This window comes from Aeromicrobium ginsengisoli, from assembly GCF_004134905.2.
In the GTDB taxonomy this organism is placed as follows: domain Bacteria; phylum Actinomycetota; class Actinomycetes; order Propionibacteriales; family Nocardioidaceae; genus Aeromicrobium; species Aeromicrobium ginsengisoli.
In genome coordinates, this window is sequence record NZ_SDPQ02000003.1 from 287496 (window position 1) to 311636 (window position 24141).

At 69.4% G+C, this 24141-nt stretch carries 26 protein-coding genes and 1 riboswitch; of the genes, 16 read left to right on the top strand and 10 right to left on the bottom strand.

The annotated features are described in order from the left end of the window. Positions 1–23: 23 nt before the first annotated feature. Both ESP70_RS14525 and ESP70_RS14530 read left to right on the top strand, forming a co-directional pair. Positions 24–434 carry an ABC transporter permease subunit gene (locus ESP70_RS14525; protein ID WP_281287335.1) on the top strand — a complete coding sequence of 137 codons (411 nt, stop codon included), beginning with the start codon at positions 24–26 and terminating at the stop codon, positions 432–434. Between the two features lie 18 nt (positions 435–452). After that, the gene (locus ESP70_RS14530; RefSeq protein WP_149690037.1) at positions 453–1619 is read left to right on the top strand and encodes a pyridoxal phosphate-dependent aminotransferase; all 1167 of its coding nucleotides are present in this window, start codon (positions 453–455) and stop codon (positions 1617–1619) included. Between the two features lie 21 nt (positions 1620–1640). On the opposite strand, the gene ESP70_RS14535 is transcribed toward ESP70_RS14530, so the two are convergent. Then, positions 1641–2129, bottom strand: coding sequence for an Lrp/AsnC family transcriptional regulator (locus ESP70_RS14535; RefSeq protein WP_149690038.1), 489 nt, complete (start codon positions 2127–2129; stop codon positions 1641–1643). Between the two features lie 122 nt (positions 2130–2251). Here ESP70_RS14535 and hppD point away from each other — a divergent pair, with 122 nt between their 5' ends. Together hppD and ESP70_RS14545 are read left to right on the top strand one after the other, a co-directional pair. Next, entirely contained in the window at positions 2252–3451 is a 1200-nt protein-coding gene (hppD, locus tag ESP70_RS14540; RefSeq protein WP_149690039.1) for a 4-hydroxyphenylpyruvate dioxygenase, read from the top strand. A gap of 249 nt (positions 3452–3700) precedes the next feature. Then, complete coding sequence (locus ESP70_RS14545; protein ID WP_149690040.1) at positions 3701–4168, top strand: hypothetical protein; 468 nt, start codon at positions 3701–3703, stop codon at positions 4166–4168. 11 nt (positions 4169–4179) lie between these two features. Here ESP70_RS14545 and ESP70_RS14550 read toward each other — a convergent pair whose 3' ends face one another. Continuing rightward, on the bottom strand, positions 4180–5184 hold the full coding sequence (locus ESP70_RS14550) for an aldo/keto reductase (RefSeq protein WP_149690041.1): 1005 nt from the start codon (positions 5182–5184) through the stop codon (positions 4180–4182). A 101-nt stretch (positions 5185–5285) separates the two neighbouring features. Here ESP70_RS14550 and ESP70_RS14555 point away from each other — a divergent pair, with 101 nt between their 5' ends. Both ESP70_RS14555 and ESP70_RS14560 read left to right on the top strand, forming a co-directional pair. Continuing rightward, entirely contained in the window at positions 5286–6143 is an 858-nt protein-coding gene (locus tag ESP70_RS14555; RefSeq protein WP_149690042.1) for a helix-turn-helix transcriptional regulator, read from the top strand. A 9-nt stretch (positions 6144–6152) separates the two neighbouring features. Continuing rightward, entirely contained in the window at positions 6153–6788 is a 636-nt protein-coding gene (locus ESP70_RS14560) for a DUF2461 domain-containing protein (protein ID WP_281287336.1), read from the top strand. A gap of 24 nt (positions 6789–6812) precedes the next feature. Here the strand turns inward: ESP70_RS14560 and ESP70_RS14565 are convergent, their stop codons facing one another. Next, complete coding sequence (locus ESP70_RS14565) at positions 6813–7799, bottom strand: aldo/keto reductase (RefSeq protein ID WP_149690043.1); 987 nt, start codon at positions 7797–7799, stop codon at positions 6813–6815. Next, positions 7796–8182 carry a MerR family transcriptional regulator gene (locus ESP70_RS14570; RefSeq protein WP_149690044.1) on the bottom strand — a complete coding sequence of 129 codons (387 nt, stop codon included), beginning with the start codon at positions 8180–8182 and terminating at the stop codon, positions 7796–7798. The genes ESP70_RS14565 and ESP70_RS14570 overlap by 4 nt, the downstream gene beginning before the upstream one ends. Positions 8183–8313: 131 nt before the next feature. On the opposite strand from ESP70_RS14570, the gene ESP70_RS14575 reads away from it, so the two are divergent. Further along, entirely contained in the window at positions 8314–8661 is a 348-nt protein-coding gene (locus ESP70_RS14575) for a helix-turn-helix transcriptional regulator (RefSeq protein WP_149690778.1), read from the top strand. Between the two features lie 106 nt (positions 8662–8767). Continuing rightward, positions 8768–9982, top strand: coding sequence for an SGNH/GDSL hydrolase family protein (locus tag ESP70_RS14580; RefSeq protein WP_149690045.1), 1215 nt, complete (start codon positions 8768–8770; stop codon positions 9980–9982). A gap of 72 nt (positions 9983–10054) precedes the next feature. Here ESP70_RS14580 and ESP70_RS14585 read toward each other — a convergent pair whose 3' ends face one another. Further along, complete coding sequence (locus ESP70_RS14585; RefSeq protein ID WP_149690046.1) at positions 10055–11092, bottom strand: NADP-dependent oxidoreductase; 1038 nt, start codon at positions 11090–11092, stop codon at positions 10055–10057. A 49-nt stretch (positions 11093–11141) separates the two neighbouring features. Here ESP70_RS14585 and ESP70_RS14590 point away from each other — a divergent pair, with 49 nt between their 5' ends. Beyond that, on the top strand, positions 11142–11978 hold the full coding sequence (locus ESP70_RS14590; RefSeq protein ID WP_149690047.1) for an SCO6745 family protein: 837 nt from the start codon (positions 11142–11144) through the stop codon (positions 11976–11978). Between the two features lie 16 nt (positions 11979–11994). After that, a complete protein-coding gene (gene ligD / locus ESP70_RS14595) occupies positions 11995–12960 on the top strand; it encodes a non-homologous end-joining DNA ligase (protein WP_149690048.1) in 966 nt (321 codons plus the stop codon). 71 nt (positions 12961–13031) lie between these two features. On the opposite strand, the gene ESP70_RS14600 is transcribed toward ligD, so the two are convergent. Then, a complete protein-coding gene (locus ESP70_RS14600; protein ID WP_149690049.1) occupies positions 13032–13460 on the bottom strand; it encodes an organic hydroperoxide resistance protein in 429 nt (142 codons plus the stop codon). A gap of 92 nt (positions 13461–13552) precedes the next feature. On the opposite strand from ESP70_RS14600, the gene ESP70_RS14605 reads away from it, so the two are divergent. Then, on the top strand, positions 13553–14116 hold the full coding sequence (locus ESP70_RS14605; protein WP_188110650.1) for a TetR/AcrR family transcriptional regulator: 564 nt from the start codon (positions 13553–13555) through the stop codon (positions 14114–14116). Positions 14117–14123: 7 nt separating this feature from the next. Here ESP70_RS14605 and ESP70_RS14610 read toward each other — a convergent pair whose 3' ends face one another. After that, the gene (locus ESP70_RS14610; protein WP_149690051.1) at positions 14124–14681 is read right to left on the bottom strand and encodes a TetR/AcrR family transcriptional regulator; all 558 of its coding nucleotides are present in this window, start codon (positions 14679–14681) and stop codon (positions 14124–14126) included. A 96-nt stretch (positions 14682–14777) separates the two neighbouring features. Between ESP70_RS14610 and ESP70_RS14615 the strand changes: the two genes are divergently transcribed. Continuing rightward, on the top strand, positions 14778–15494 hold the full coding sequence (locus tag ESP70_RS14615; protein ID WP_149690052.1) for an SDR family oxidoreductase: 717 nt from the start codon (positions 14778–14780) through the stop codon (positions 15492–15494). Here the strand turns inward: ESP70_RS14615 and ESP70_RS14620 are convergent, their stop codons facing one another. After that, a complete protein-coding gene (locus ESP70_RS14620) occupies positions 15495–16142 on the bottom strand; it encodes a TetR/AcrR family transcriptional regulator (protein ID WP_149690053.1) in 648 nt (215 codons plus the stop codon). Between the two features lie 163 nt (positions 16143–16305). On the opposite strand from ESP70_RS14620, the gene ESP70_RS14625 reads away from it, so the two are divergent. Beyond that, positions 16306–17757 carry an MFS transporter gene (locus ESP70_RS14625; protein WP_149690054.1) on the top strand — a complete coding sequence of 484 codons (1452 nt, stop codon included), beginning with the start codon at positions 16306–16308 and terminating at the stop codon, positions 17755–17757. Here the strand turns inward: ESP70_RS14625 and cobF are convergent, their stop codons facing one another. Beyond that, positions 17758–18492 carry a precorrin-6A synthase (deacetylating) gene (gene cobF, locus ESP70_RS14630; RefSeq protein ID WP_149690055.1) on the bottom strand — a complete coding sequence of 245 codons (735 nt, stop codon included), beginning with the start codon at positions 18490–18492 and terminating at the stop codon, positions 17758–17760. It abuts the gene before it with no gap. Then, positions 18489–22154: a cobaltochelatase subunit CobN gene (locus tag ESP70_RS14635; RefSeq protein WP_149690056.1), complete on the bottom strand. Its 3666-nt coding sequence runs from the start codon at positions 22152–22154 to the stop codon at positions 18489–18491. Before ESP70_RS14635 ends, cobF begins: the two co-directional genes overlap by 4 nt. A 27-nt stretch (positions 22155–22181) precedes the next feature. Continuing rightward, positions 22182–22289: riboswitch (cobalamin riboswitch) on the bottom strand. Positions 22290–22351: 62 nt separating this feature from the next. Between ESP70_RS14635 and ESP70_RS14640 the strand changes: the two genes are divergently transcribed. The 3 genes from ESP70_RS14640 to ESP70_RS14650 are packed head-to-tail and all read left to right on the top strand — an operon-like array spanning position 22352 to position 24132. Then, positions 22352–22831 carry an SRPBCC family protein gene (locus ESP70_RS14640; RefSeq protein WP_149690057.1) on the top strand — a complete coding sequence of 160 codons (480 nt, stop codon included), beginning with the start codon at positions 22352–22354 and terminating at the stop codon, positions 22829–22831. Between the two features lie 36 nt (positions 22832–22867). Continuing rightward, positions 22868–23410 carry a ribonuclease H family protein gene (locus ESP70_RS14645; protein WP_149690058.1) on the top strand — a complete coding sequence of 181 codons (543 nt, stop codon included), beginning with the start codon at positions 22868–22870 and terminating at the stop codon, positions 23408–23410. Beyond that, complete coding sequence (locus ESP70_RS14650; RefSeq protein WP_149690059.1) at positions 23407–24132, top strand: (2Fe-2S)-binding protein; 726 nt, start codon at positions 23407–23409, stop codon at positions 24130–24132. Before ESP70_RS14645 ends, ESP70_RS14650 begins: the two co-directional genes overlap by 4 nt. Positions 24133–24141 lie beyond the last annotated feature (9 nt).

The following is a 24141-nucleotide window of genomic DNA, read 5'->3' on the forward strand; positions in this document are numbered from 1 at the left end:
GAATTCTCAGATGAGGTCCCTCCATGGGACTGCTCGCCGCCCTGGCCGGCATGGTCACCGCGGCCCGCCTCACCGCCGCCAACCCCAAGGCCGGCACCAACTTCGAGCTCGACGCGATCGCCGCCGCGTTCATCGGTGGCGCCGCGGTCACGGGCGGTGTCGGCACCGTGGTCGGCGCGATCATCGGTGGCTTCGTCATGGGTGTCCTCAACAACGGCATGTCGCTCCGGGGCATCTCGATCGACTGGCAGCAGGTCGTCAAGGGCCTCGTGCTGCTCGCCGCGGTCGCGTTCGACGTCTGGAACAAGAAGCGCACGTCGGTCGGCGGTGGTGCAGGGTCCGAGGACGCGTCGACCACGGCGCCACCACCGGACGACCTCGTCGACGAGATCCAGCACGCCGACGTCCCGGGCACGGAAGAGGTCCGTACCTAGCCACCTAGGATCGACCGCATGAAGACCTCCAGCGCCCGCCTGTCAGGTCTCGGCACCACGATCTTCGCCGAGATGAGCGCGCTCGCGCTGCGGACCGGCGCGGTCAACCTCGGCCAGGGCTTTCCGGACACGGACGGCCCGGCCGAGGTGATCGAGGTCGCGGTCGACGCGCTGCGAGGCGGGCGCAACCAGTACGCCCCGGGCACCGGAGTGCCGGAGCTGCGGCACGCGATCGCGGCCCACCAGAAGCGCTTCTACGGTGTGGACGTCGACCCCGACACCGAGGTCGGCGTCACCACCGGAGCGACCGAGGCCATCGCCTCGGCTCTGCTCGGGCTGATCGACCCGGGAGACGAGGTCATCGTCCTCGAGCCCTATTACGACTCGTACGTCGCGGTCATCCAGATGGCCGGCGGCGTGCGCCGGCCGGTGACGCTGCGCGCGCCGGACTTCCGGCTGCCGATCGACGAGCTGCGCGCCGCGGTGTCGCCGCAGACGACCGCGATCCTGCTCAACTCACCGCACAACCCGACCGGGACGGTGCTGCGACGCGAGGAGCTCGACGCGATCGCCGCCGTGGCGGTCGAGCACGACCTCGTGGTGATCAGTGACGAGGTCTACGAGCACCTGACGTTCGACGGCATCCCGCACATCCCGATCACGACGCTGCCGGGCATGGCCGAACGTACGCTGACGATCTCCAGCGGCGGCAAGAGCTTCTCGTTCACCGGGTGGAAGATCGGCTGGGCCACCGGTCCGGCGTCGCTCGTCCAGGCCATGATCGGGGCGAAGCAGTTCCTGACCTACACCTCGGGCTCACCGCTGCAGCCGGCCATCGCGCACGCGCTCGGTGCCGACGACGCGTACTTCGACACGTTCCACAGCCGGCTGCAGGCGCAGCGCGACCAACTGTGCGACGGGCTCGCCGAGATCGGGTTCGAGGTGTACGTGCCTGAGGGCACCTACTTCGCGACGACCGACATCAGACCGCTGGGCTTCGACGACGGCGTCGAGTTCTGCCGCACACTGCCCGGGCTCGCCGGCGTCGTCGCTATCCCGCACCAGGTGTTCTACGACGACGTCGCCGCCGGTCGCCCTCTGGTCCGCTGGGCGTTCTGCAAGCAACCAGCAGTCATCGAACAAGCCCTCGAGAGGTTGCAGGTCCTCGCCACCACCACTCCTTGAGCTTGTCGAAAGGATCTCGAATCACCTGTACGCGGGGGCTCTGGAGGTGCTGCCTTCGGCGCCCTTCTTCAGCATCGGCAGGACCCTCGGGCGTACCAGTTCCGACAGCACGATGACGCTCGTCGACCGCACGACCGAGCCCGACCGGCTGATGTGCAGCAGCGTCGCCTGCAGGTCCTCGTGCGAGGTCGCGGCGATCTTGCACACCACGTCAGCCGTGCCGCTCGTGACGTAGGCCTCGAGCACGTTGGGCAGCGAGTCGAGCTCGTCGGTCACTGCGTCGAGCGATCCCTGCGCGATCTCGAGCGTCACGAACGCCAGCACCGGATGTCCGGCCGCGACGAGGTCGATGTCGGGTCCGTAGCCCGTGATGACCCCGGCGCGCTCCAGCTTGGCGAGCCGGGACTGCACCGTCGCGCGGGCGACCTGAGTGATGCGGGACAGCTCGAGGTCGCCGACGCGAGGATGTTCACGCATCGCCTCCACCAGTGCGATGTCGAGCTGATCCATTGCCGCCTCCGAAGTATGCAGATTGCCAAGACATGTCTCATCCTACCGGCCTCATGTAGCACATGTGACCACCGGTGACTGCGCCGCTTGCCCATCTCGCCACGATGCGTTGATGTGGGTCCATGACCCTCGACCTGACTGACGCAGAACGCCTCGCCCACCTCGATCTCGACCAGCTCAAGCAGCTCGTCGGCCTGGTCGAGTACGACACCGCGACCGACCCGTTCCCGGTCACCGGTTGGGACGCCGTCGTCTGGGCCGTCGGCAACGCCACGCAGGCCGCGCACTTCTACCAGTCCGCCTTCGGCATGGATCTCGTCGCCTACTCCGGCCCCGAGACCGGCAACCGCGACCACCACGCGTACGTCATGGAGAGCGGTGCCGTGCGGTTCGTCCTCAAGGGTGGCGTCGACCCCGACAGCCCGATCCTCGACCACCACCGTGCGCACGGCGACGGCGTCATCGACATCGCCCTCGAGGTGCCCGACGTCGACACGTGCATCGACCACGCCCGCACCCAGGGCGCGACGATCCTCGAGGAGCCGCACGACCTGACCGACGAGCACGGCACCGTGCGCATCGCAGCGATCGCGGCGTACGGCGAGACCCGCCACACGCTCGTCGACCGCAGTGCGTACACCGGCGCCTACCTGCCCGGCTACGTCGAGCGGCGGTCGACGTACGTACGTCCCGCCGATGCGCCGAAGCGGATCTTCCAGGCGCTCGACCACGTCGTGGGCAACGTCGAGATCGGCCACATGGACGAGTGGGTCGACTTCTACAACCGCATCATGGGCTTCACCAACATGGCCGAGTTCATCGGTGACGACATCGCGACCGAGTACAGCGCACTGATGAGCAAGGTCGTGGCCAGCGGCAATCACCGGGTGAAGTTCCCGCTCAACGAGCCGGCCGTCGGCAAGCGCAAGTCGCAGATCGACGAGTACCTGGAGTTCTACCGCGGTCCCGGCGCGCAGCACCTCGCGCTGGCGACCAACGACATCCTCGACACCGTCGACCGGCTCCGCGCCGCCGGGATCCAGTTCCTCGACACCCCGGAGTCGTACTACACCGACCCCGAGCTGCGTGAGCGCATCGGCAACGTACGCGTGCCGATCGAGGAGCTCCAGAAGCGCGGGATCCTGGTCGACCGCGACGAGGACGGCTACCTCCTGCAGATCTTCACCAAGCCGATCGGTGACCGGCCGACGGTGTTCTTCGAGCTCATCGAGCGGCACGGCTCGCTCGGCTTCGGCAAGGGCAACTTCCAGGCGCTGTTCGAGGCCATCGAGCGGGAGCAGGCACTGCGCGGCAACTTCTGAGCCGGGAGACTTCCAGGCGGCGCCCTTGTGGATTTGGCCTGCCGCGACACACTCGAAGGTGAGACGCGTGTGTCATGCGGATCGGGGGAAGGGCAGAGCCATGGAAACAATGTCGAATCTGGAGATGCTGGTCGGAGCGCTCGTCGAGGTGCTCGCGCTCCTCATCGCGTGGGCGATCTATCCCTTCGTCGCCGAGCGCCGGCAGTCACGCCGCAACTAGCCGTTGCGTGGGGCTGGCGGGATCGACGCGTGACGACGGATCAGGTCGTCGCGGCCGTCGTCGTGGTGTTGATCCTGCGTCGGCAGGTCCGGCTCCGCCGGTTGCGGAGGTGGCCCCACCTCGGCATGTTCCTCACCGCCCTCGGCGTCGCCGCGAGCACGATCCTGGTCGTCAAGCACGTCACGAGCCTCGCCGACGACTCCCTGCTCGTCGCGAGCGCGATCGCCACAACAGCGCTCGCCGTCGCGCGCGGGCGCATCATGCGGCTCGGGCGCGACGACGCGGGCCAGGTCGTACGCCAGGGCGGTGCGCTGACCGTGGTGCTGTGGCTGGCCGCTCTGGCGCAACACATCGGCGTCGACGAGCTGCTGCCGCCGGGCGTGGGCGCGGCGACGCTGTCGTTGTTCTTCGGTCTGTCGCTCGTGGCGCAGACCCTCGTGCTCAACCACCGCGCCCGTGACCTGCGCCTGCCCGGCGGCCACGCCGCCGGGGCCTGAGGCAGCGCCCACTACTTTTCGCTGTCGAGCATCGCCATCTGCTCCTCGGCGTAGCGCGTGCCGGCGACCTGGTCGACGGGCATCGCGGCTTCGATCGCCGCGAGCTGCGCGGCGCTGAGGGTCACCTCGGCCGCACCGAGCGTCTCGGCGAGACGTTCGCGCGTGCGCGCACCGACGACGGGGACGATGTCATCACCGCGCGACGCGACCCATGCGATCGCCGCTTGGGCGACCGAGACTCCGGCCTCTTCCGCGATGCCACGCAGGGCGTCGACGAGCTGCAGGTTGCGGTCCAGATTGTCCCCTTGGAAGCGCGGCGTGTGCGAACGGAAGTCCCCCGCACCCGTCTTCGACGGGTCGTAGTGCCCGCTGATCAGTCCGCGCGACAGCACCCCGTATGCCGTGATGCCGATGCCGAGCTCGCGGCAGGTCTCGAGGATCTCGTCCTCGATGCCGCGCGAGATGAGGGAGTACTCGATCTGCAGGTCGCTGATCGGGTGCACCGCGTGGGCCCGGCGGATGGTGTCGGCGCCGACCTCCGAGAGACCGACGTGCCGGACGAACCCGGCCTCGACCAGCTCGGCGATCGCGCCGACGGTCTCCTCGATCGGCACGCTCGGGTCGAGCCGCGCGGGCCGGTAGATGTCGACGTGGTCGGTGCCGAGCCGCACGAGCGAGTACGCGAGCCAGGTCTTCACCGCAGCCGGGCGCGCGTCGAAGCCGAACCATGCGCCGTCCGGCCCACGGAGTGCACCGAACTTCACGCTGATGTCGACGGCGTCACGGTCGCGGCCCTTCAGCGCCTCGGCCAGCAGCAGCTCGTTGTGCCCCATGCCGTAGAAGTCGCCCGTGTCCAGCAGCGTCACCCCGGCATCGAGCGCCGCGTGGATCGTCGCGATGCTCTCGTCGCGGTCGGTGGGCCCGTACAGCGCCGACATCCCCATGAGGCCGAGACCGATCGCGGGAGTCGAGCCGAGCGTGCCGAGTGTCTTGGTGGTCAGTGTCGAAGTCGTCATGCGTCCAGCCTGCGTCGGGCTCTGCGGCGGCAAAAGAGGAGCGTTCAGCCACGGACTGCCGATCCCTGTTTGGGGTTGCGAGCGCGCGCGATGATGGAGGCATGGATCGCAGCTCTCTCGCCGACTTCCTCCGCCGCCGGCGTGAGGCCCTGCAGCCCGCCGACGTCGGGCTCTCGGTCGGACCGCGCCGGCGCGCGACCGGGCTGCGCCGCGAGGAGGTGGCCCACCTCACCGGGATGTCGGTCGACTACTACGCCCGGCTCGAACAGGCTCGCAGCCCGCAACCGTCGGTCCAGATGCTGCGCGCCCTCGCGCGTACGCTCCGCCTGTCCGACGACGAGACCGACCACCTCCATCGGCTCGCCGGTCACGCCGCGCCCGATCGCACGGGCTCGTCGCCGTACGTACGACCGGTCCTGCTCCGCGTCATCGACCAGCTCGAGGACTGTGCCGCGTTCGTGGTGTCCGACCTCGGGGTCGTGCTCGCGCAGAACCGGCTGTCCAAGCTCCTGCAGGGCGACCGCGGCGGACTCACGGGAGTCGAGGCGAGTATGACGTGGCGCTGGTTCGCCCACCCGGAGTCCCGTCCTGCGCCCGTCGAGGACCAGCCCGAGCAGAGTCGCATCCGAGCTGCCGACCTCCGTGCGACCTGGTCCCGGCGTCCTCACGATGCGGACGTCACGGCCATGATCGACGCCTTGATGGCGACCGGCGACGAGTTCGCCGAGATCTGGGCGCGCCACGAGGTCGGCCTGCGCCACCCCACCTCGAAGCGGCTCGTGCACCCGAGGGTCGGGCTGCTCGAGGTCGACTGCGAGACGATGGCGACGGCCGAGGTGGGCCAGACCCTCGTGATCCTCGGTGCCGCGCCGGGCACCGAGACCTACGGCAAGCTGCAGCTGCTGCACGTCCTGGGTGAGCAGCCGCTCGGCGAGCCGGCTCCCGCAGCCACGAAGTAACCTCGCAGGGTGCCTGAGTTCACCGGATTTCCCGTCGCGGCCCTCGACTTCTACGACGACCTCGAGATGGACAACACCAAGACGTACTGGGAAGCCCACCGGCAGACGTACGACACGGCGGTCGCCGCGCCGATGAAGGCGCTCGTCGCGTCGCTCGCCGACGAGTTCGGCGACGCCAAGATCTTCAGGCCCTACCGCGACGTGCGGTTCGCCAAGGACAAGACGCCCTACAAGACGCACCAGGGTGCGTTCGTGCCCAGAGGCCCGGCGACCGGCTACTACGTGCAGGTCGGCGCACCGGGCGTACGTGTCGGCGTCGGCTTCTACGAGGCGTCGTCGCCCCGGCTCGCCAGTATTCGCGACGCGATCGTCGACACGCGGCGCGGCGGCGAGCTCGAGGAGATCCTCGCGACGATGCAGGCGTCGGGCTGGGAGCTCGGCGGCGACCGGCTCAAGACCGCGCCGCGCGGCTTCGACGTCGACCACCCGCGCATCGAGCTGTTGCGCCACAAGTCGATGACGCTGGGCAAGAGCTACGGCTTCGAGCCGTTCATCCACACGCCCGAGCTGCTGGAGCACGTCCGCACCGACTGGCGCGAGGCGACGCCGTTCGTCGAGTGGGTCCTGCGCTACGCCAAGGCCTAGCCGCCCCGCCCACATTGGGCGGGGTCAGACGTGGACCGCCCGCATGCCCGCTTCGTCATAGCGGTCCCCGAGGGTCACGCCCACGGGGGCCGCATCGGCGAGTGCGGCCAGGTCCTCGTCGGTGAGCTCGACATCGACCGCGGCGACGTTCTCCTCCAAGTACGTCCGACGCTTCGTGCCCGGGATCGCGACGACGCCGTCCTGGTGCAGCACCCAGGCCAGCGCGAGCTGTCCCGGCGTGACGCCCTTGGCGCCGGCGAGCGCCCGAACCTTGTCGACGACCGTCAGGTTGTGCGTCATGTTCTCGTCACCGAACCGCGGCATGTTGCGGCGCCAGTCACCCTCCGGCAGGTCCGCCGGCGATGAGATCGCGCCGGTCAGCACGCCACGACCCAGCGGGGAGTACGCCACGAACTCGATGCCGAGCTCGCGCGTCGTGTCGAGGACACCGTTGACCTCGGGGCTGCGCTCGAAGAGGGAGTACTCCGTCTGGATCGCGGTGATCGGGTGCGTCGCGTGCGCGCGCCGGATCGTCTCGGGCGCCGCCTCGGACAGCCCGAGGTGGCGAACCTTGCCCTCGGCGACGAACTCCGCCATCGCGCCGACGGTCTCCTCGATCGGGATGGTCGGGTCGACGCGGTGCAGGTAGTAGAGGTCGATCGTCTCCATGCCGAGGTTCTTCAGCGAACGCTCGAGCGCCCTGCGGGCATAGGCGGGGCTGCCGTCGGGTGGGCCCATGGTGCCGTCGTCCTCGATGTGAGTGGCGAACTTCGTCGCGAGCGCGAACTCGTCACGGCGGCTGCCGATCGCCTGGCCGATGAGCCGCTCGTTGAGGAACGGGCCGTAGATCTCGGCGGTGTCGATCATCGTGACACCGAGGTCGAGAGCGCGGTTGAGCGTCGCGGTCGACTCCGTGTCGTCGCGGTCGCCGTAGAACGCCGACATCCCCATCGCGCCGAGTCCCTCGACACTGGCCTCCAGGCCCTGGGTCCCCCATGCGGTGGTCCTCATTCGTTCACCATCTCCTTGTAGTGGTTGATCTTGCGGTTGATCGCGTCCAGGTGGGTCTGCACCTCGTTGAGCTCCTCGAGCACGTGCTCGCGGTGCGCCTCGAGGATCGCCAGCCGTTGCGGCTCGCTGCCCTCGATCCGGTAGAGGTCGACGAAGCGCCGGATGTCACGGATCGGCATCCCGGTGCGGCGCAGCATGACGAGCGTGCCGAGCCAGCGCACGTCCTCCTCGGTGTAGCGGCGCTGCCCGGACGCGGAGCGTTCGGGACGATGGAGGGACAGCCCCTCCTTCTCGTAGTAGCGCAGGGTGTCGACGCTCAGCCCGCTCAGCTCGGCGGCCGCGCTGATCGTCACGCCACCAGCGGGAACCTCTGTCACAGTCATGCCTTCAGCATGAACCCTGGAGCGCACTCCAGGTCAAATCCTTTCGACAGGCTCAAGGAGCGGCAGCGGGATGCGATCATGGTGCGGTGGCGAACGAGGACCTCGTCCTGCTCCGCAGGGCACGCGACACGATGGACCGTGAGTACGCCAGGCCGCTCGACGTCGAGGCCCTCGCCCGGGTCGCCCTGATGTCGCCCGGCCACTTCTCCCGCAGCTTCCGCGCCGCGTTCGGCGAGACGCCCTATGGCTACCTCATGACCCGGCGCATCGAGCGCGCCATGGCCTTGCTGCGGCGCGGCGACCTGTCGGTCACGGAGGTCTGCTTCGAGGTCGGCTGCGCCTCGCTCGGCACGTTCAGCACCCGGTTCTCCGAGCTCGTCGGCGAGAGCCCGAGCGCCTATCGGGCCCGCGATCACGGGGACGACGAGGGCGTACCTGCGTGCATCGCCAAGGTGCTGACCCGGCCGCTGCGCCGCTGACGGCTACCCGAAAGTAATTTAGGTCTTCCCAAAGTGTGACGTGCGCCACTAGGTTCAGTCCGGGCCCGCTGGGTCGGAGGGAGCACGTCCACCTAGGAGGCACCGTATGTCGCTGGTCACCCGAGCACGTCCACTCGTCGCAGCACTGAGTCTCGCGTTCGCCACACTCACCGTCGTGGCCGCGCCGGCCCATGCCGACGGTCCCGGCAGCGGCACGCCGTACGTCGTGTCGGTCGGCGACTCCTACATCTCCGGCGAGGCCGGACGTTGGGCCGGCTCGTCCAACGACAGCTCCGCGCGGGCCGACGCGGGCGGCGACACGGCGTACTTCGACAACGCCACGAACACCGCCGAGCAGATCAATCGGTGCCACCGCAGCAAGAGCGCCGAGATCTACATCGGCGGCGGCGTGCAGGGCCTCAACCTCGCGTGCTCAGGCGCCAAGACGGCGACATCGGACGGCACCGACTTCAAGCCCGGCCTCGACTTCTACGACAACGGGGCGGGCAAGCAGGGCCAGGCCAAGATGCTGCAGCAGTTCGCCGCGACCCACAACGTCAAGATGGTCGCCGTGTCGATCGGCGGCAACGACTTCAACTTCGCCAGCGTCGTGCAGTCGTGCGTCACGGACTTCCTCACGTCGCCGAGCTGGTGGAAGGACTACTGCAAGGACGACAGCAGCGTCGTCGCCAACTTCACGACCAGCAACGTCGCTGCGGTCAAGACGCGCATCGCCAACGCGTACACCAACATCCGGACCGCGATGCGCAACGCCGGCTATGCCGACAGCTCGTGGACGCTGCTCGTGCAGAACTACCCGTCGCCGGTGCCGGGCGGCTCGGGCTTCCGCTACAGCGAGAGCGGCTACACGCGGCAGAACACCGGCGGCTGTGGCTTCTGGAACGCTGACGCCGACTGGGCCAACAACACCGCACTCCCGACGATCAACAACACCGTGACCGGCGCGATCAGCCAGGCCGGCATCACGAACGCCAAGACGCTCAACCTGTCGTCGACGTTCAACGGCCGGCGGCTGTGCGAGGGCGGTGTCGGCCTGTACGAGGAGGTCGGGCTGGCCAGCTGGACGGCGCCGACGGCGGTCGACCGTACGGAATGGGTCAACCAGATCCGCACGGTGACAACGGCCGGCAGCAGCCCCTACTACATCCAGGAGTCGCTGCACCCCAACTACTGGGGCCAGCTCGCGACCCGCTCGTGCGTCCGCCAGGCCTACAACGCCGGTACGCCCAAGAGCGGCTCCTGCGTGCGTACGGGCACCGGCCTCACCTCGGCCGGCGAGCCCAAGATGACCCTGCAGTAGCGAGCACGCTGAGCCTGACGTTTCGGTCGGGTCGCCACGGCGTTTCCCAGCAGAAACGTCAGGCTCAGCGGGTCAGCGGGTCGGGTCGGGGCCGACCTGCACGAGCAGCTTGCCGAAGTTCTTGCCCTTGAGCAGGCCGATCAGCGCCGCGGGTGCGTGCTCAAGCCCCTCGACGACATCCTCGCGATGGCGCAGCGAGCCGTCGCGCAGCCAGCCGGCGGCATCAGCCTGGAACGCGGCCTGGTGCGTCTTGACGAACTCGGTCTGGATGAAGCCGCGTACCGTGAGGCCCTTGGTCAGGATCGAGGTCATCAGCCGCACCGATCGATCCGGGCCGGCCGGCGGCTCGGTCTCGTTGTAGTGCGCGACCAGCCCGCACACCGGCACCCGGGCGTACGTGTTGAGGCGCGGCAGGACCGCATCCCAGACGTGGCCGCCGACGTTCTCGAAGTACACGTCGATGCCGTCGGGCACCGCGGCCTTGAGGTCGTCGGCGAACGTCGGCGAGCGGTGGTCGAGGGCGACGTCGAACCCGAGCTCCTCGAGCCACGCCACCTTGGCGGCACCGCCGGCGATGCCGACCGCGCGAGCGCCCTTGATGCGCGCGATCTGGCCGACCGCCGAACCGACTGGCCCGGCCGCGGCGGCCACCACGACGGTCTCGCCCGGCTGCGGCTTGCCGATCTCGAGCAGTCCGGCGTACGCCGTGAAGCCCGGCATCCCGAGCACGCCCAGCGCGGTCGAGACCGGCGCCTGGGCGGGGTCGAGCTTGCGCACGTGCGAGGCCACCGCCACGCCGTAGGTCTGCCAGCCGCCGTAGGCCAGCACGACGTCACCGGGCCGGAGTGAGTCGGCCCGCGACTCGACGACCTCGGCGACGATCCCACCCTGCATCGGCTCGCCGACCTCAAACGGTGCGGCGTACGACTTCGCGGCGCTCATGCGGCCGCGCATGTAGGGGTCGAGCGACAGATAGATCGTGCGGAGCAGTACCTCACCCTCACCGGGCGTGGGGATCGGGCCGGACTCGATCGTGAAGTTGTCCGAGGTGGGTTCCCCGTGCGGGCGGGAGGCCAGGAGGACGCGGGTGTTCGGCGCAATGTCAGTCATCACGGTCGACCGTACCGGCGACTCCCAGCGGTGCTGACAGGATGGGGGCATGACCCACGGCACGACCTTCTGGCGCTCGACCGAGGCGGTCCACGACGTCGTCTACTTCGCCCCCGACACCAAGCAGCGCTACGAGGCGATCGGCCTCAAGGGCTACTGGATGGGCTACATGGCTTCGCGCTCGGCCGCCGTCGGGACCCCCGCGCCGGAGCTGGTCGTGGCGCTGTTCCACGGCTTCGCCCCGCGCATGGTGACCCGCGCGCTGCCGGACGCCTGGTCGATGGCATCGCGCGACGACGTGCTGTCGACGAGGTACGCCCTGGCGCGCGACGCACTCGCCCGGGCCGTCGACGGCGTCGACACCGGGCGACTGGCCAAGGAGCTCGCGGCGATCACCCGCGGCATCGACTTCGCCGGCAAGCCGCTCGCCGCGGCGCACCACTCCCTGCCGGAGCCCGCCGACGACCTCGGCCGCCTCTGGCACGCCGCCACGGCGCTGCGCGAGTATCGGGGCGACTGCCACGTCGCGGTGCTGACCTCCGCCGGGCTCGACGGCGCCGCGGCGAATGCCCTGGCCGTCGCCGCAGGTCTCGCCGGCGACCAGCAGCGCAGCATGCGCGGCTGGACCGAGGACGAGTGGGCAGCGGCGATCAGCCGGTTGGCGACGCGCGGCTGGGTCGACGCCGACGGCGCGATCACCGAGACCGGCCGCTCGGCCCGCCAGCAGATCGAGGACACGACGGATCGCGTGTGCGCCGCCGGCATCGACCGCGAGGCCACCGGTCGGATGATCACGATCGAGAAGCCCTTGCTCGCCCTGGCCCGCGCCGTCGAGGCGTCCGGCGCCGTCACGTACCCCAATCCCACAGGCGTACGTCGGCCGTAGCCCCTAACGTGGGGGCATGGCCAAGGCATCGTCGCCCGCGGTGGAGATCGAGGTGGACGACAAGGTCGTGCGGGTCAGCAACCCCGATCGGGTCTACTTCCCGGAGCGCGGCTGGACCAAGCTCGACCTCGTCGACTACTACCTCGCGGTCGGCGACGGCATCGTCAACGCGCTGTACGAACGACCGTGCATGCTGCACCGCTTCCCCAAGGGTCTTGCCGGCGACAAGGTGCACCAGAAGAAGCTGCCGTCGGGCGCCCCGCCGTGGGTCAAGACCGTCAGCGTCCACTTCCCGCGCTACAACCGCGACGTGCACGAGCTCTGCGTCACCGAGCTCGCCTCGGTGGTCTGGGCTGTGCAGATGTCGACCGTCGAGTTCCACCCGTGGAACAGTCGCAAGGCCGACGTCGAGAGGCCCGACGAGTGGCGCATCGACCTCGACCCTGGGCCGGAGTGCGACTTCGCCACGGTCAAGCGCGTCGCCCGGGTCGCCGAGGAGGTGCTCGACGATCTGGGTGCCACCGGCTTCCCGAAGACCTCAGGCGGCAACGGCCTGCACATCTACGTCCGCATCAAGCCCGAGCACGAGTTCAAGGACGTACGCCGTGGGGCGCTCGCGTTCGCGCGGGAGGTCGAGCGTCGGGCGCCCGACGACGTCACGACGACGTGGTGGCGCAAGGACCGCGACCCGGCGCAGCTGTTCGTCGACTACAACCAGAACGCCCGCGACCACACCATCGCGGCGGCCTACTCGGTGCGTGGCTTCCCCGACGGCCGCGTGTCGACGCCGATCCGCTGGGACGAGGTCGACGACGTCGACCCGCACGACTTCACGATCGCCACGGTGCCGGCACGCTTCGCCGACCTCGGCGACCTGCACGGGGGCATCGACCAAGCCGCCTTCGACTTCACTCCGCTGCTGGAGTGGGCCGACCGGGACGAGCACGAGGGTGCCGCGCCGCCGGTCGACCCGGAGGACTGAGCTGGGACGAAAGAATCGGGTCTTGTCCGCCTATAGCCGGACAAGACCCGATTCGCTCGTCTTGCGAGAGGTCAGGCGACCTCGACGTCGAGGACGACGTCGATGTTGCCGCGGGTCGCGTTGGAGTAGGGGCACACCTCGTGTGCCACCGCGACAGCCTTCTCAGCGTCTTCCTGCGAGACGCCCGACAGCTCGACGCGCAGCGTCACGGCGAGGCCGAATCCGCCGAGACCGTTGGGGCCGATGCCGACCTCGGCCGTGACGGCCGAGTCGGTCAGGTCGACACCGTGCTGCGACTTGCTCGCCTTGAGCGCGGAGTGGAAGCACGCGGCGTAGCCGGCGGCGAACAGCTGCTCGGGGTTGGTCGCGCCGCCGGCTCCACCCATCTCGACCGGGATGCGGACGTCGGTGTCGACGAGTCCGTCGGTCGAACGTACGTGACCGTTGCGGCCGTCTCCGGTCGAGGTGGCGACTGCGGTGTAGAGGATCTGCTCGGGCATGTGAACTCCTGGAGGTTGAGGTAGACTAACTAGTACGTCTACATGAATCAAACCACGATCATGGGACGATGACAACCCGAAGGAGGGTGACGATGTCGACCACCGCAGCCCCCGTGCGCGAGCGCATCCTGGACGCCGCCAGCCGTCGCTACTACGCCGACGGCATCCGCGCGGTCAGCGCCGACCGGCTCATCGCCGAGGCCGGCGTCTCCAAGGTCACGTTCTACCGGCACTTCCCCACCAAGGACGAGCTCGTCACGACCTATCTCGCCCAGCAGGTGGCAGCCGTCGAGGACAGCCTCACCGCCAAGCGAGCCGAGCTCCCGGACGATCCGGCCGGCGTCCTCGAGTGGTACGCCGAAGCCGTCGGCTCGGTGATGTGCGCGACCGGCTTCCGGGGCTGCGCCTTCATCAACGCCGCTGCCGAGCTGCCCCACGACCACCCGGGCAGTCGCGTGGTGCGGGATCATCGCACCTGGCTGATCGGCCAGTTCCGCGAGCTGCTCGACCAGCTCGGCGTCGACGATCCGGCCGGCAAGGCCGAGCACCTCATGATGCTGCGCGACGGTGCCATGGTCGCCGGCTACGTCGGGGGCTCACCCAAAGCCGTCGCCGCGACGCTGGTCACGGCGAGCCGCGCCGTCATCGGCCGCTAGGGCGTGTCTAGATCCCCTGCGAGGCGAGCAGCGCCTCGACTGCCGTGCGAGCCGCCGGCGACGCACCGCCGCGGACCACGCTAAAGGCGCCCGCACCGTCGAACATCATCGTGAGCTGGACCGCCAGCACTTCGGGATCAGCCGCGCCGGCGAGCTTGGCCTGCTCCTCGAAGAATGCTGTGAGCTCGAGCTTGTAGCGCCTCGCGGCGACGCTCGCCGGGTGCTCGCGATCCTTGAGCTCCGTGGCGACGCTCACGAACGGGCAGCCGAAGAAGTCCGGCGTCAGCGCCTGCGCGTGGAGCGAGTCGAACACCGTCAGGATCCGATCGCGCGGCAGGGCGTCCGGCGCGGTGTCGAGCCCGGCCATGACGTGCGACGCGCGCGACTTGAGCATCTCGACGAGAACCTCGTCCTTGCTGCCGAAGTGCTGGTACATCGACCGCTTCGACACCTGGGCCACCTCGCACAACCGGTCGACGCCGATGTGGACGCCCTCGCGATAGAACAGCTCCTCGGCGGCAGCCAGCAGCCGCTCGCGGGGCTTGGCCTTCGTGGTCGTCGTCACGACACCAGAATAGAGGCCCGCTTGCGAAAAGTAAACTGATCTGTGTACCCTGCGGGAAGTACACCAATCTGTTTACTTCTCCCCATAGGACTCATCATGACTTCACTCGCCGACCAGACCGTTCTCGTCACCGGAGCCAATCGCGGCATGGGCAAGGAGTACGTCAGCCAGCTGCTCGAGCGCGGTGCGAAGAAGGTCTACGCGGGTGCCCGCGATGCCTCGACGATCGACACGAGCGACCCGAGGGTCGTCGCGCTCCAGCTCGACGTGACCGACGCCGACTCCGTCGATGCCGTGGTTGCCGCGACGCCCGACGTGAACGTCCTGATCAACAACGCCGGGATCGTGGCCGGTGGACCGCTGCTGACCGCAGACCAGACGGCGATCCGCCAGGAGTTCGAGACCAACTACTTCGGCCCGCTCCGCCTTGCCTCACTCCTGGCTGACCGCATTGCCGACAACGGCAACGGCGTCATCCTCAACGTGCACTCGGCCCTGTCCTGGATCTCGTTCGGCGGCACGTACGAGCCGACCAAGGCGGCGCTCTGGAGCGCGACGAACGGCTTGCGCCTGGCGCTCGCGCCTCGCGGCGTCCAGGTCGTCGGGCTGCACGTCGGCTATGTCGACACCGACATGGTCGCCGGCGTCGACGCGCCGAAGTCCGACCCCGCGGACGTCGTCAAGTCCGCACTCGACGGCATCGAGGCCGGCGACTTCGAGGTGCTCGCCGACGAGGTCAGCCACCAGGCCAAGGCTGCGCCGGGCCTGCCGATCGAGGCGGTCTACGCGCAGCTGGCGGCACAGCCCGCCTGATCAGCGACCGGCCTGCTGCCGGAGTCCGGCCAGCAGCAGGTCGAGGCCCGCGCGGAACTGGTCGGCGTCGTCGTGGTGCGCGAACTCGTCCGCGATCTGGTGGACGTACGGGTACTCGTCTGGGTCGAGTGCCCGCCACATGTCGGCGAACCGGGCGAGGTACTCCTCGCGGCCCACACGGCCGTCGAGGATCTCCTGTGGCGGCTCCTGGCCCAGGTCGGCGGCGGTGCCGACCGTGAATCCGACGACCGCCGAGACGGCGTGGAAGCTCTGGCGTGGCGTGAGCTCGAGCCGCAACACCTGCTGACCCAGCAGGTCGTAGAGGCGCAGTGTGTTGGGCTGGAGCAGCGAGTTGCGCATGAAGTAGGCACCCAGCCACGGCCGAGCAACGATCGCGTCGAACATCATGAGGGCGAGGACCCTCAGGTCGTCGACCGGGTCGTCACCGTTCGTGCGCTCCTGGACATCGCTGAGGAGCTGGCCGACCACGTGGTCGGTGGCGCGGTCGAGCAGCTCGTCCTTGCTGGCGACGTACCAGTAGATGCTGCCGACGCCGCCGCCCAGCCTGGCCGCGAGGGCGCGGAAGGTCAGTGCACTGTCCCCGGCCTCGTCGAGCAGTGCGACGGCCTCCGTCAGGACGGCTTCCATGGAGTGCGAGGCACGTTGCCGTCCGCCGGACCGACGTGCTGCCGGGCGCTCTCGCGAAGGTGCCATGACTCCCATCCAACCAGATGTTGTGGATTATCGAACGTTGTTCTATTCTGTGGAACGTTGTTCGATAGTCGAACAGCGTTCGATAGGAGGTGTCGCCATGACCCCCACCACGACTTCCCCGCCGCGGACCTACACGTCACTGCGCGCCGCTTGGATCCCGCTCTCGGCCCTCTGCCTCGCATTCTTCGTCGAGATGGTCGACAACACACTGCTGACGATCGCCCTGCCGACCATCGGCCGCGACCTCGGCAGTGGCACCACAGCCCTCCAGTGGGTGACGGGCGCGTACTCACTGACGTTCGGCGGGCTGCTGCTGACCGCCGGGTCCGCTGCCGACCGGCTCGGCCGTCGCCGCGTCCTGCTGGTCGGGCTGGCCGCGTTCGGCTTGATCAGCCTGTGCGTCGTCGCCGTCAGCACCGCCGGTGAGCTCATCGGCCTGCGCGCCGCACTCGGCATCACCGCCGCTGCGATGGCACCCATCACGAACTCGCTGGTGTTCCGGCTCTTCGACGACCAGGCGCTTCGGATGCGCGCCATGACCGTGATGATCGTCGTCGGCATGTCCGGGTTCATCCTCGGACCGTTGCTCGGCGGCACGGCGCTGGCCCACGTGCGGTGGGAATGGCTGCTCGCCGTCAACGCCCCGATCGCCGTGATCGCATTCGTCGGCGTACGCCGGGGCGTACCGGCTGACCGCCCGGAGGACCTGACCGACGATGCGCTCGACCTGCCCGGTGCGGTGCTGAGCATCGCCGCGATCGGCCTCGCCTGCTTCTCGCTCACGAGCGGCGTCGAGCACGGCTGGCTGTCGGCCATCACCCTGGGGTCGATACTCGGTGCCCTCGCCGCGGGCACCGCGTTCGTACGGCACGAGCGTCGCACCGCGTCGCCGATGCTCGACCTCGGCCTGTTCTCGAACGGCACGGTCCGCGGCGCCGCGATCGCGCAGATCGGCACGTCGATCGCGATGGCCAGCGTGATGTTCGGCCTGATCCTGCACTTCCAGTACGCGTACGGGTGGAGCCCTGTGCGGTCCGGACTGGCCAACCTGCCGCTGATCGTCACGATGATCGTCGCGACGCCGGTGTCGGAGTGGCTCGCCGGGCGGTTCGGTCACCGCATCGCGTGCCTCGTCGGCGCCGGCCTGCTCGCAGGTGCACTCGGCGGTCTCGCCTGGGGCGTCGAGCACGGTTATCTCGCCATCGCCGTCTCGATGGTCGTCATGACCGTCGGCCTGCGCACGGTCATGACGATCTGCGCCGTCGCGCTGGTCAGCGCCATGCCGGAGAACCGTACATCGATCGGCACAGCGCTCAACGACACCGCTCAGGAGGTCGGCACCAGCGTCGGCACCGCCGTGGTCGGCACGATGATTGCGTTGCTCGTGACCACGCGGCTCCCGGCCGGCACGTGGGGCAGCGACCTGGTGGCGTCGTTCTTCCACGGAGAGCGAATCACGTACGCCGTGCTGGCGGTCGTCGTCGGCCTGATCGGCGCCCTCGGCGCACTGACGCTGAGCAACTCGCGCGTGGTCGACGAACTCGCCTGATCAGCGGCGCAGCAGGTAGGCGTCCATGACCCAGCCCGCGTCAGCCTTGGTGGCGGCGCGGGCTTCGTCGATTTCGGCGGCCACGTCGGCCACCGGGCCCGCGACGAGCCGCTCGTGCTCCGTGCCGAGGTTGGCGCCCCACCAGATGTGCCACTCGTCGAACCCGTCGAGGTCGATCCGGGCGCTGAGCATCACAAGGATGTTGTCGGCGCCGGCATCGACTGCCTCGCGCAGCTTGCGGGCCGTCGTGACGGTGATCGGCTGGCCGATCTCGTGCAGGACGATGCGGTGCCGGGCGGCGAGCAGCTGCAGGCTCGAGATGCCGGGGATGACGTCCCACTCGGCCTCGACGTTGCCCCGCGCCAGGACCCGCTCGACGATCCTGATCGTCGAGTCGTAGAACGCCGGATCGCCCCACACCAGGAAGCCGACGTCGCCGGGCTGTTGGAGGATCACGCGCTCGTACGCCTCGGCGCGCGCCTCGTGCCAGTCGCTCACGGCGCCGCGATAGTCAGCGGGGTCAGCGCGGTCGCGCTCCGGGTCACGTACGGCCACGACCTGGGCGGCCGAGCCGACGTGCCGCTTCAGCAGCTCGCGGCGCGCCTCCAGCAACGGGTCGTCGGGACCCTTGTCGGCGACGACGAAGTAGGCCACCGAGTGCATCGCGGCGACCGCCTCGAGGGTCACCTGGTCCGGGTCGCCGGGTCCGATCCCGATGACCCGGATGCGCCTCATCCCCGGTCCTCCAGGTCGCCCTCGATGTCGAGGTAGACCTGCTGCATCGCGGCCAGCACCTCGGGATCGGGATCGGCCCAGAGGTCACGGTCGGCGGCCTCGTTGAGCCGCTCGATGATGCCGCGCAGCGCCCAGGGGTTCGACTTCTTCATGAACTCCTGGTTGACCTCGTCGAGCACGTACTCCTTGGCGAGGGTCTCGTACATCCAGTCGTGGACGACTCCGGTCGTCGCGTCGAAGCCGTAGAGGTAGTCGACTGTGGCGGCGAGCTCGAACGCGCCCTTGTAGCCGTGCTGCTGCATCGCGCCGATCCACCGCGGGTTGACGACGCGGGCGCGGAAGACCCTCGTCGTCTCCTCCTGCAGGGTCCGCGTGCGTACGGCGTCGGGGGTCGTGGAGTCTCCGACGTACGCCTTGGGGTCGGTGCCGGTCAGCGCGCGGACGGTGGCGACCATGCCGCCGTGGTACTGGAAGTAGTCGTCCGAGTCGGCGATGTCGTGCTCGCGGGTGTCGATGTTCTTGGCCGCGACCGCTATGCGCTTGTAGTTGGCGCGCATGTCGTCGGCGGCCGGAGCACCGTCGAGGTCGCGGCCGTACGCGAAGCCGCCCCACGCGGTGTAGACCTCGGCGAGGTCCTTGTCGTCCCGCCAGTTGCCGGCCTCGATGACCTGCAGGATGCCCGCGCCGTACGACCCGGGCTTCGAGCCGAAGATGCGAGTCGTGGCCCGGCGCTGGTCGCCGTGGTCGGCGAGGTCGCGCTGCGCGTGTGCACGCACGTAGTTCTGGTCGTCGGGCTCGTCGAGCTCGGCGACCTGGCGGATCGCGTCGTCGAGGATGCCGATGACGTGCGGGAACGCGTCTCGGAAGAAGCCGGAGATGCGCACCGTCACGTCGATGCGGGGACGGCCGAGCTCGTCGAGCGGGATGACCCGCAGGCCGTTGACCCGGCGTGATGCGGGATCCCACTCGGGCTCGACGCCGATCAGCGCGAGGACCTCGGCGATGTCGTCGCCGGACGTACGCATCGCGGACGTGCCCCAGACGGAGAGACCGACCGAGGGTGGGTACTCGCCGGTGTCGGCGAGGTGACGCTCGATCAGCGAGTCGGCCATGGCCCGACCGGTCTCCCACGCGAGGCGGGACGGCACGGCCTTGGGGTCGACGGTGTAGAAGTTGCGACCGGTCGGCAGGACGTTGACGAGTCCACGCAGCGGTGAGCCCGAGGGCCCGGCGGGGATGAAGCCGCCCTCGAGGGCGTGCAGCACGTGGTCGAGCTCGTCGGTGGTCTTCGTCAGACGCGGCACGACCTCCGTGGCGGCGAACTCGAGGACCCGCACGACGTCGGGCACGTCGGTGAGGTCTCGCGCGGCCGCGGCGTCCCAGTCCGCGTCCTCCATGCCCTGCACGAGGGCGCGCGCCTGCTCCTCGATCTGGTCGATGTCGCCGAGCTGCGAGCCTTCCTTGAGACCGAGCGCAGCACGGAGCCCGGGGACCGCTCCGGTCTCGCCGCCCCAGATCTGGCTCGCCCGCAGGATCGACAGCACGAGGTTGACCCGCGCATCGCCGTGGGGGGCCTGGCCGAGCACGTGCAGACCGTCCCGGATCTGGGCGTCCTTGATCTCGCAGAGCCAGCCGTCGACGTTGAAGATGAAGTCGTCGAAGTCGTCCTCGTCGGGGATGTCGTCGAGGCCCAGGTCGCGGTGCATCTCTGCGGCCCGCATGTGGGTCCAGATCTGCGACCGGATCGCCGGGAGCTTGGCCGGGTCCATCGCGGCGATGTTGGCGTACTCGTCGAGCAGCTGCTCGAGCTTGGCGATGTCGCCGTACGACTCCGCGCGCGCCATCGGCGGGATCAGGTGGTCGACGATCGTGGCGTGCGCACGGCGCTTGGCCTGCGCGCCCTCGCCCGGGTCGTTGACGAGGAACGGATAGATCAGGGGCAGGTTGCCGATCGCGGCGTCCGTGCCGCACGACGCCGAAAGGGCCGCGTTCTTGCCCGGCAGCCACTCCATCGAGCCGTGCTTGCCGAGGTGGACGACGGCGTGGGCGCCGAATGCCTGCTCCACCCACCGGTAGGCGGCCAGGTAGTGGTGCGACGGTGCCATGTCGGGATCGTGGTAGATCGCGACGGGGTTCTCGCCGTACCCGCGAGGCGGCTGGATCATCAGCACGATGTTGCCGGCGCGGATCGTGGCGAGCACGATCTCGCCCCCGGAATCAGACGCAGTGTCGTTGACGAAGAGCTTGCCCGGGGCCGGACCCCACGCCTCGAGCATCGCGTCGCGCAGGTCGGGGTGGAAGCCCTCGAACCACTCGGCGTACTGCGCGGCGGGGATGCGCACGTGGCTCTCGGTCAGTTGCACCTGGGTGAGCCATTCCTCGTCCTGGCCACCGGCCGCGATGAGCGCGTGGATCAGCGCGTCACCGGCCTCGGTGAGGTCGTCGAGCTCCAGACCGGGAATCTCGCCAGGCGCACCGAGGTCATAGCCCGCGTCGCGCATCTCGCGCAGCAGGCGGATCGTCGACACAGGGGTGTCGAGGCCCACGGCGTTGCCGACCCGGCTGTGCTTGGTCGGGTATGCGGACAGCATCAACACGATCTTGCGCTCTGACGGCGGCGTGTGGCGGAGGCGGGCGTGCGCGACGGCGATGCCGGCGACGCGGGCGGAGCGCTCAGGGTCGGCGACGTAGCGCGGCAGGCCGTCCTCGTCGATCTCCTTGAACGAGAACGGTGCCGTGATGATGCGGCCGTCGAACTCGGGGATCGCGATCTGGTTGGCCGAGTCGAGCGGGGTGACGCCGTCGTCGGACGCCGCCCAGTCCTCGCGGCTCGAGGTCAGGCAGAGCCCTTGCAGGATCGGGATGTCGAGGGCCTTCATGCGCTCGACGTCCCAGGCCTCGTCGTCGCCGCCGGCGCTCACGGTGCCGGGCTTGGTGCCGCCGGCCGCCAGCACCGTGACGATCAGGGCGTCGAGCTTGCCGAGCTCGGCGAACAGCTCGTCGGGTGCCGCACGCAGCGACGAGGAGAAGATCGGCACGCCGTACGCCTCACCTGTCGCGTCGATCGCGTCGGCGAGCTGGTGTGCGAACGCGCTGTTGCCGGAGGCCTCGTGGGCTCGGTAGTACAGGATGCCGATCCTGCTCTTCGCTCCTTGAGCCCTGGGGGTCCCCCCGACAGAAGGGGCGTAGCCGTCGGGGGCGCGAAAGGACGCTTCGACAGGCGCAACGTCCGGACGTTCCGCGAGTCCGAACTCCGGCAGCACGGCCGGGGGCTCGAAGCCCTCACCGGTCAGCAGGATCGTGTCGGAGAGGAACGCGTGCAGCTGGGCGAGATTGGCCGGACCACCCTCCGCGAGGTAGACGTGCGCGTCGGCGCAGACGCCGATCGGCACGGTCGACTGCTCCATGAGCTCGGCGTTCGGGCTCTGCTCGCCGCCCAGCACGACCATCGGCTTGCCTGTGGCCCGAATGCGTTCGAAGCCCTCGCACAGGTCCTGCGGGGAGCCGAGGATGCGGGCGACCACCAGATCGGCCGACTCGATCGCCGCAGCCATCTCCTGGTGCCCGGGGCGAGCCGGGTTGGCGTAGGTGTAGTCCGCACCGCTCGCGCGGGCCGACAGCAGGTCGGTGTCGGACGTGGACAGCAACGCGATGCGCGTCATGTTCCTCCTCGGGGTTCTCGCCCCGTTGTGGTGGGAGTCGCCGCGGTCAGTGTCTGGCTCGTCCGAAGACTCACAGTGGCGGAACCGCCCCGGGCTTGCACCGGAGTTCCTGCATCCGCGGCAAACGGATGGGCTCAGCCTACCGGCCCACCGCCCGGGCTCGACCCGGCAGACCGCCCGGTCGGTAGGGTCGGTGCATGACTGAGCGCATCGAGGCCGAGCGCTTCATCCCGGCCTCCGCCGCCGAGGTCTTCGCAGTCCTGTGCGACCCGCAAGGTCACGTCGCGATCGACGCCTCCGGCATGCTGCAGGACGCCGACGGTGACGTGGTCGAGGCAGCCGGCGACACGTTCGTCGTCCACATGGACCGGGAGTCGCTCAACGACATCCCCGACTACGGGAAGTACGACGTCACGGTCACGATCGAGGAGTTCCAGCGCGATCGCCTGATCTCGTGGTCGATCCTCGGCAAGGTCCGTCCCGGCATGGGACACACCTACGGCTATCGCCTCGAGCCGGCCGACGGCGGCACCCTCGTCACCTCGTTCTACGACTGGTCCGACGTCAGCCAGGACTGGAAGGACTCCGGCATCTTCCCGGTCGTCTCGGTGACCAACCTGAGCGGCACGCTCGGCATCCTCGACCGGACCGTGCGCCGCGGCTATCCGCGAGGATGATGTGACACTCCCCCCGACACCACCCAGGAGCACCCAGTGACACTCGCCAGGACCCACACCGACGTGCTCGAGCTCGGCAGCGCGATCGTCGTCGGCACCGACGGCTCGTGCGTCACCAATCCCGGGCCGACCGGCTGGGCGTACGTCGCGGACGACGGCGCCTCGGCGTGCGGCGGGCTGCTGCAGGGCACCAACAACATCGGTGAGCTGCTGGCGGTCGAGAACGCGCTCCGCGACTTCGCCGACCGGCCGCTCGTGATCCAGGCCGACTCGTCCTACACGATCGGCTGCTCCACGACGTGGGCCAGCGGCTGGGCCCGCAACGGCTGGCGCAACTCCAAGAAGGAGATCGTCGCCAACGTCGAGATCGTGCAGGCGATCTACGCGCTGATGCAGGCCCGCCGCGACTCCGGTGCACCGGTGTTCTTCCAGAAGGTCAAGGCACACCTCACGGACCTCACGGTCTGGCCGCTCAACGTCGCCGCCGATGCGCTCGCGGGCCAGGCCTCGGCCCGGGCTGCGCGGGGCGACGTCTCTGAAGTTCGTACGACAGGGCTGCTCAGCGGCACGAATGGATGACCACCGGCCCGGATGACGCGGCGCTCGACCTCGCTGCCGAGGTCGGGCCGTTCTTCGTCCTGGATCGCTGGGCGCCTGACGCGGGGTGGCGGCCGCTGCGTGAGCTCACCGAGTCCGATGTCATCGCCGGCCGCGTGGCGGCGGCCCGGGAGATGCTCGCCGAGCGGTCACGCGTCGCCGTCGCCGAGATCGAGGAACGCGCGACCGCGTCGATCGTGTTCCTCGGCCTTGCCGCCCGACTCGTGTCGCCCGCCTTCGCCTCGGCGGTGCTCGCCGAACGGGTCCCGCATCTGCTGCTCGATGAGCTCTGGTGGCGGCCGGTCGTCGGCGGCCCGTGGCCCCTGGCTCGCAGCTCGGTCGGCGAGTCGACCGCCGGCGAGCTCGCCGAGGACCTCGACGCCCGCATCCTGCAGCCGATCGTCGCGCCGGTGCTCGATGCGTTCGGTCGCACGTACGCGGTCTCGCCGCAGGTGCTGTGGGGCAACGTCGCCTCGAGCCTTGCGGGCGCGCTGACGATGCTCCGCGCCGCGCGGCCCGATCGCGCGGAAGCCGCCACGCAACTGGTCGGACAGCTCCTCGACCACGGCACGCTCGCCGGGACGGGCGACCTCGACCCGGCGGGGCCGTCATTCGTACGCCGCTCGTGCTGCCTGTTCTACCGCGTGCCCGGCGCCGGGATCTGCGGCGACTGCGTGCTCGACGAGGCTCCGAAGCCCGCGTGACACCATGAC

Coding starts and splice junctions, on each gene's coding strand:
- ESP70_RS14525 (WP_281287335.1), top strand. CDS start 24: ATGGGACTGCTCGCCGCCCTGGCCGGCATGGTCACCGCGGCCCGCCTC.
- ESP70_RS14530 (WP_149690037.1), top strand. CDS start 453: ATGAAGACCTCCAGCGCCCGCCTGTCAGGTCTCGGCACCACGATCTTC.
- ESP70_RS14535 (WP_149690038.1), bottom strand. CDS start 2,129: ATGGATCAGCTCGACATCGCACTGGTGGAGGCGATGCGTGAACATCCT.
- hppD (WP_149690039.1), top strand. CDS start 2,252: ATGACCCTCGACCTGACTGACGCAGAACGCCTCGCCCACCTCGATCTC.
- ESP70_RS14550 (WP_149690041.1), bottom strand. CDS start 5,184: ATGACGACTTCGACACTGACCACCAAGACACTCGGCACGCTCGGCTCG.
- ESP70_RS14555 (WP_149690042.1), top strand. CDS start 5,286: ATGGATCGCAGCTCTCTCGCCGACTTCCTCCGCCGCCGGCGTGAGGCC.
- ESP70_RS14565 (WP_149690043.1), bottom strand. CDS start 7,799: ATGAGGACCACCGCATGGGGGACCCAGGGCCTGGAGGCCAGTGTCGAG.
- ESP70_RS14570 (WP_149690044.1), bottom strand. CDS start 8,182: ATGACTGTGACAGAGGTTCCCGCTGGTGGCGTGACGATCAGCGCGGCC.
- ESP70_RS14575 (WP_149690778.1), top strand. CDS start 8,314: ATGGACCGTGAGTACGCCAGGCCGCTCGACGTCGAGGCCCTCGCCCGG.
- ESP70_RS14580 (WP_149690045.1), top strand. CDS start 8,768: ATGTCGCTGGTCACCCGAGCACGTCCACTCGTCGCAGCACTGAGTCTC.
- ESP70_RS14585 (WP_149690046.1), bottom strand. CDS start 11,092: ATGACTGACATTGCGCCGAACACCCGCGTCCTCCTGGCCTCCCGCCCG.
- ESP70_RS14590 (WP_149690047.1), top strand. CDS start 11,142: ATGACCCACGGCACGACCTTCTGGCGCTCGACCGAGGCGGTCCACGAC.
- ligD (WP_149690048.1), top strand. CDS start 11,995: ATGGCCAAGGCATCGTCGCCCGCGGTGGAGATCGAGGTGGACGACAAG.
- ESP70_RS14600 (WP_149690049.1), bottom strand. CDS start 13,460: ATGCCCGAGCAGATCCTCTACACCGCAGTCGCCACCTCGACCGGAGAC.
- ESP70_RS14605 (WP_188110650.1), top strand. CDS start 13,553: ATGTCGACCACCGCAGCCCCCGTGCGCGAGCGCATCCTGGACGCCGCC.
- ESP70_RS14615 (WP_149690052.1), top strand. CDS start 14,778: ATGACTTCACTCGCCGACCAGACCGTTCTCGTCACCGGAGCCAATCGC.
- ESP70_RS14620 (WP_149690053.1), bottom strand. CDS start 16,142: ATGGAAGCCGTCCTGACGGAGGCCGTCGCACTGCTCGACGAGGCCGGG.
- ESP70_RS14625 (WP_149690054.1), top strand. CDS start 16,306: ATGACCCCCACCACGACTTCCCCGCCGCGGACCTACACGTCACTGCGC.
- cobF (WP_149690055.1), bottom strand. CDS start 18,492: ATGAGGCGCATCCGGGTCATCGGGATCGGACCCGGCGACCCGGACCAG.
- ESP70_RS14635 (WP_149690056.1), bottom strand. CDS start 22,154: ATGACGCGCATCGCGTTGCTGTCCACGTCCGACACCGACCTGCTGTCG.
- ESP70_RS14640 (WP_149690057.1), top strand. CDS start 22,352: ATGACTGAGCGCATCGAGGCCGAGCGCTTCATCCCGGCCTCCGCCGCC.
- ESP70_RS14650 (WP_149690059.1), top strand. CDS start 23,407: ATGACCACCGGCCCGGATGACGCGGCGCTCGACCTCGCTGCCGAGGTC.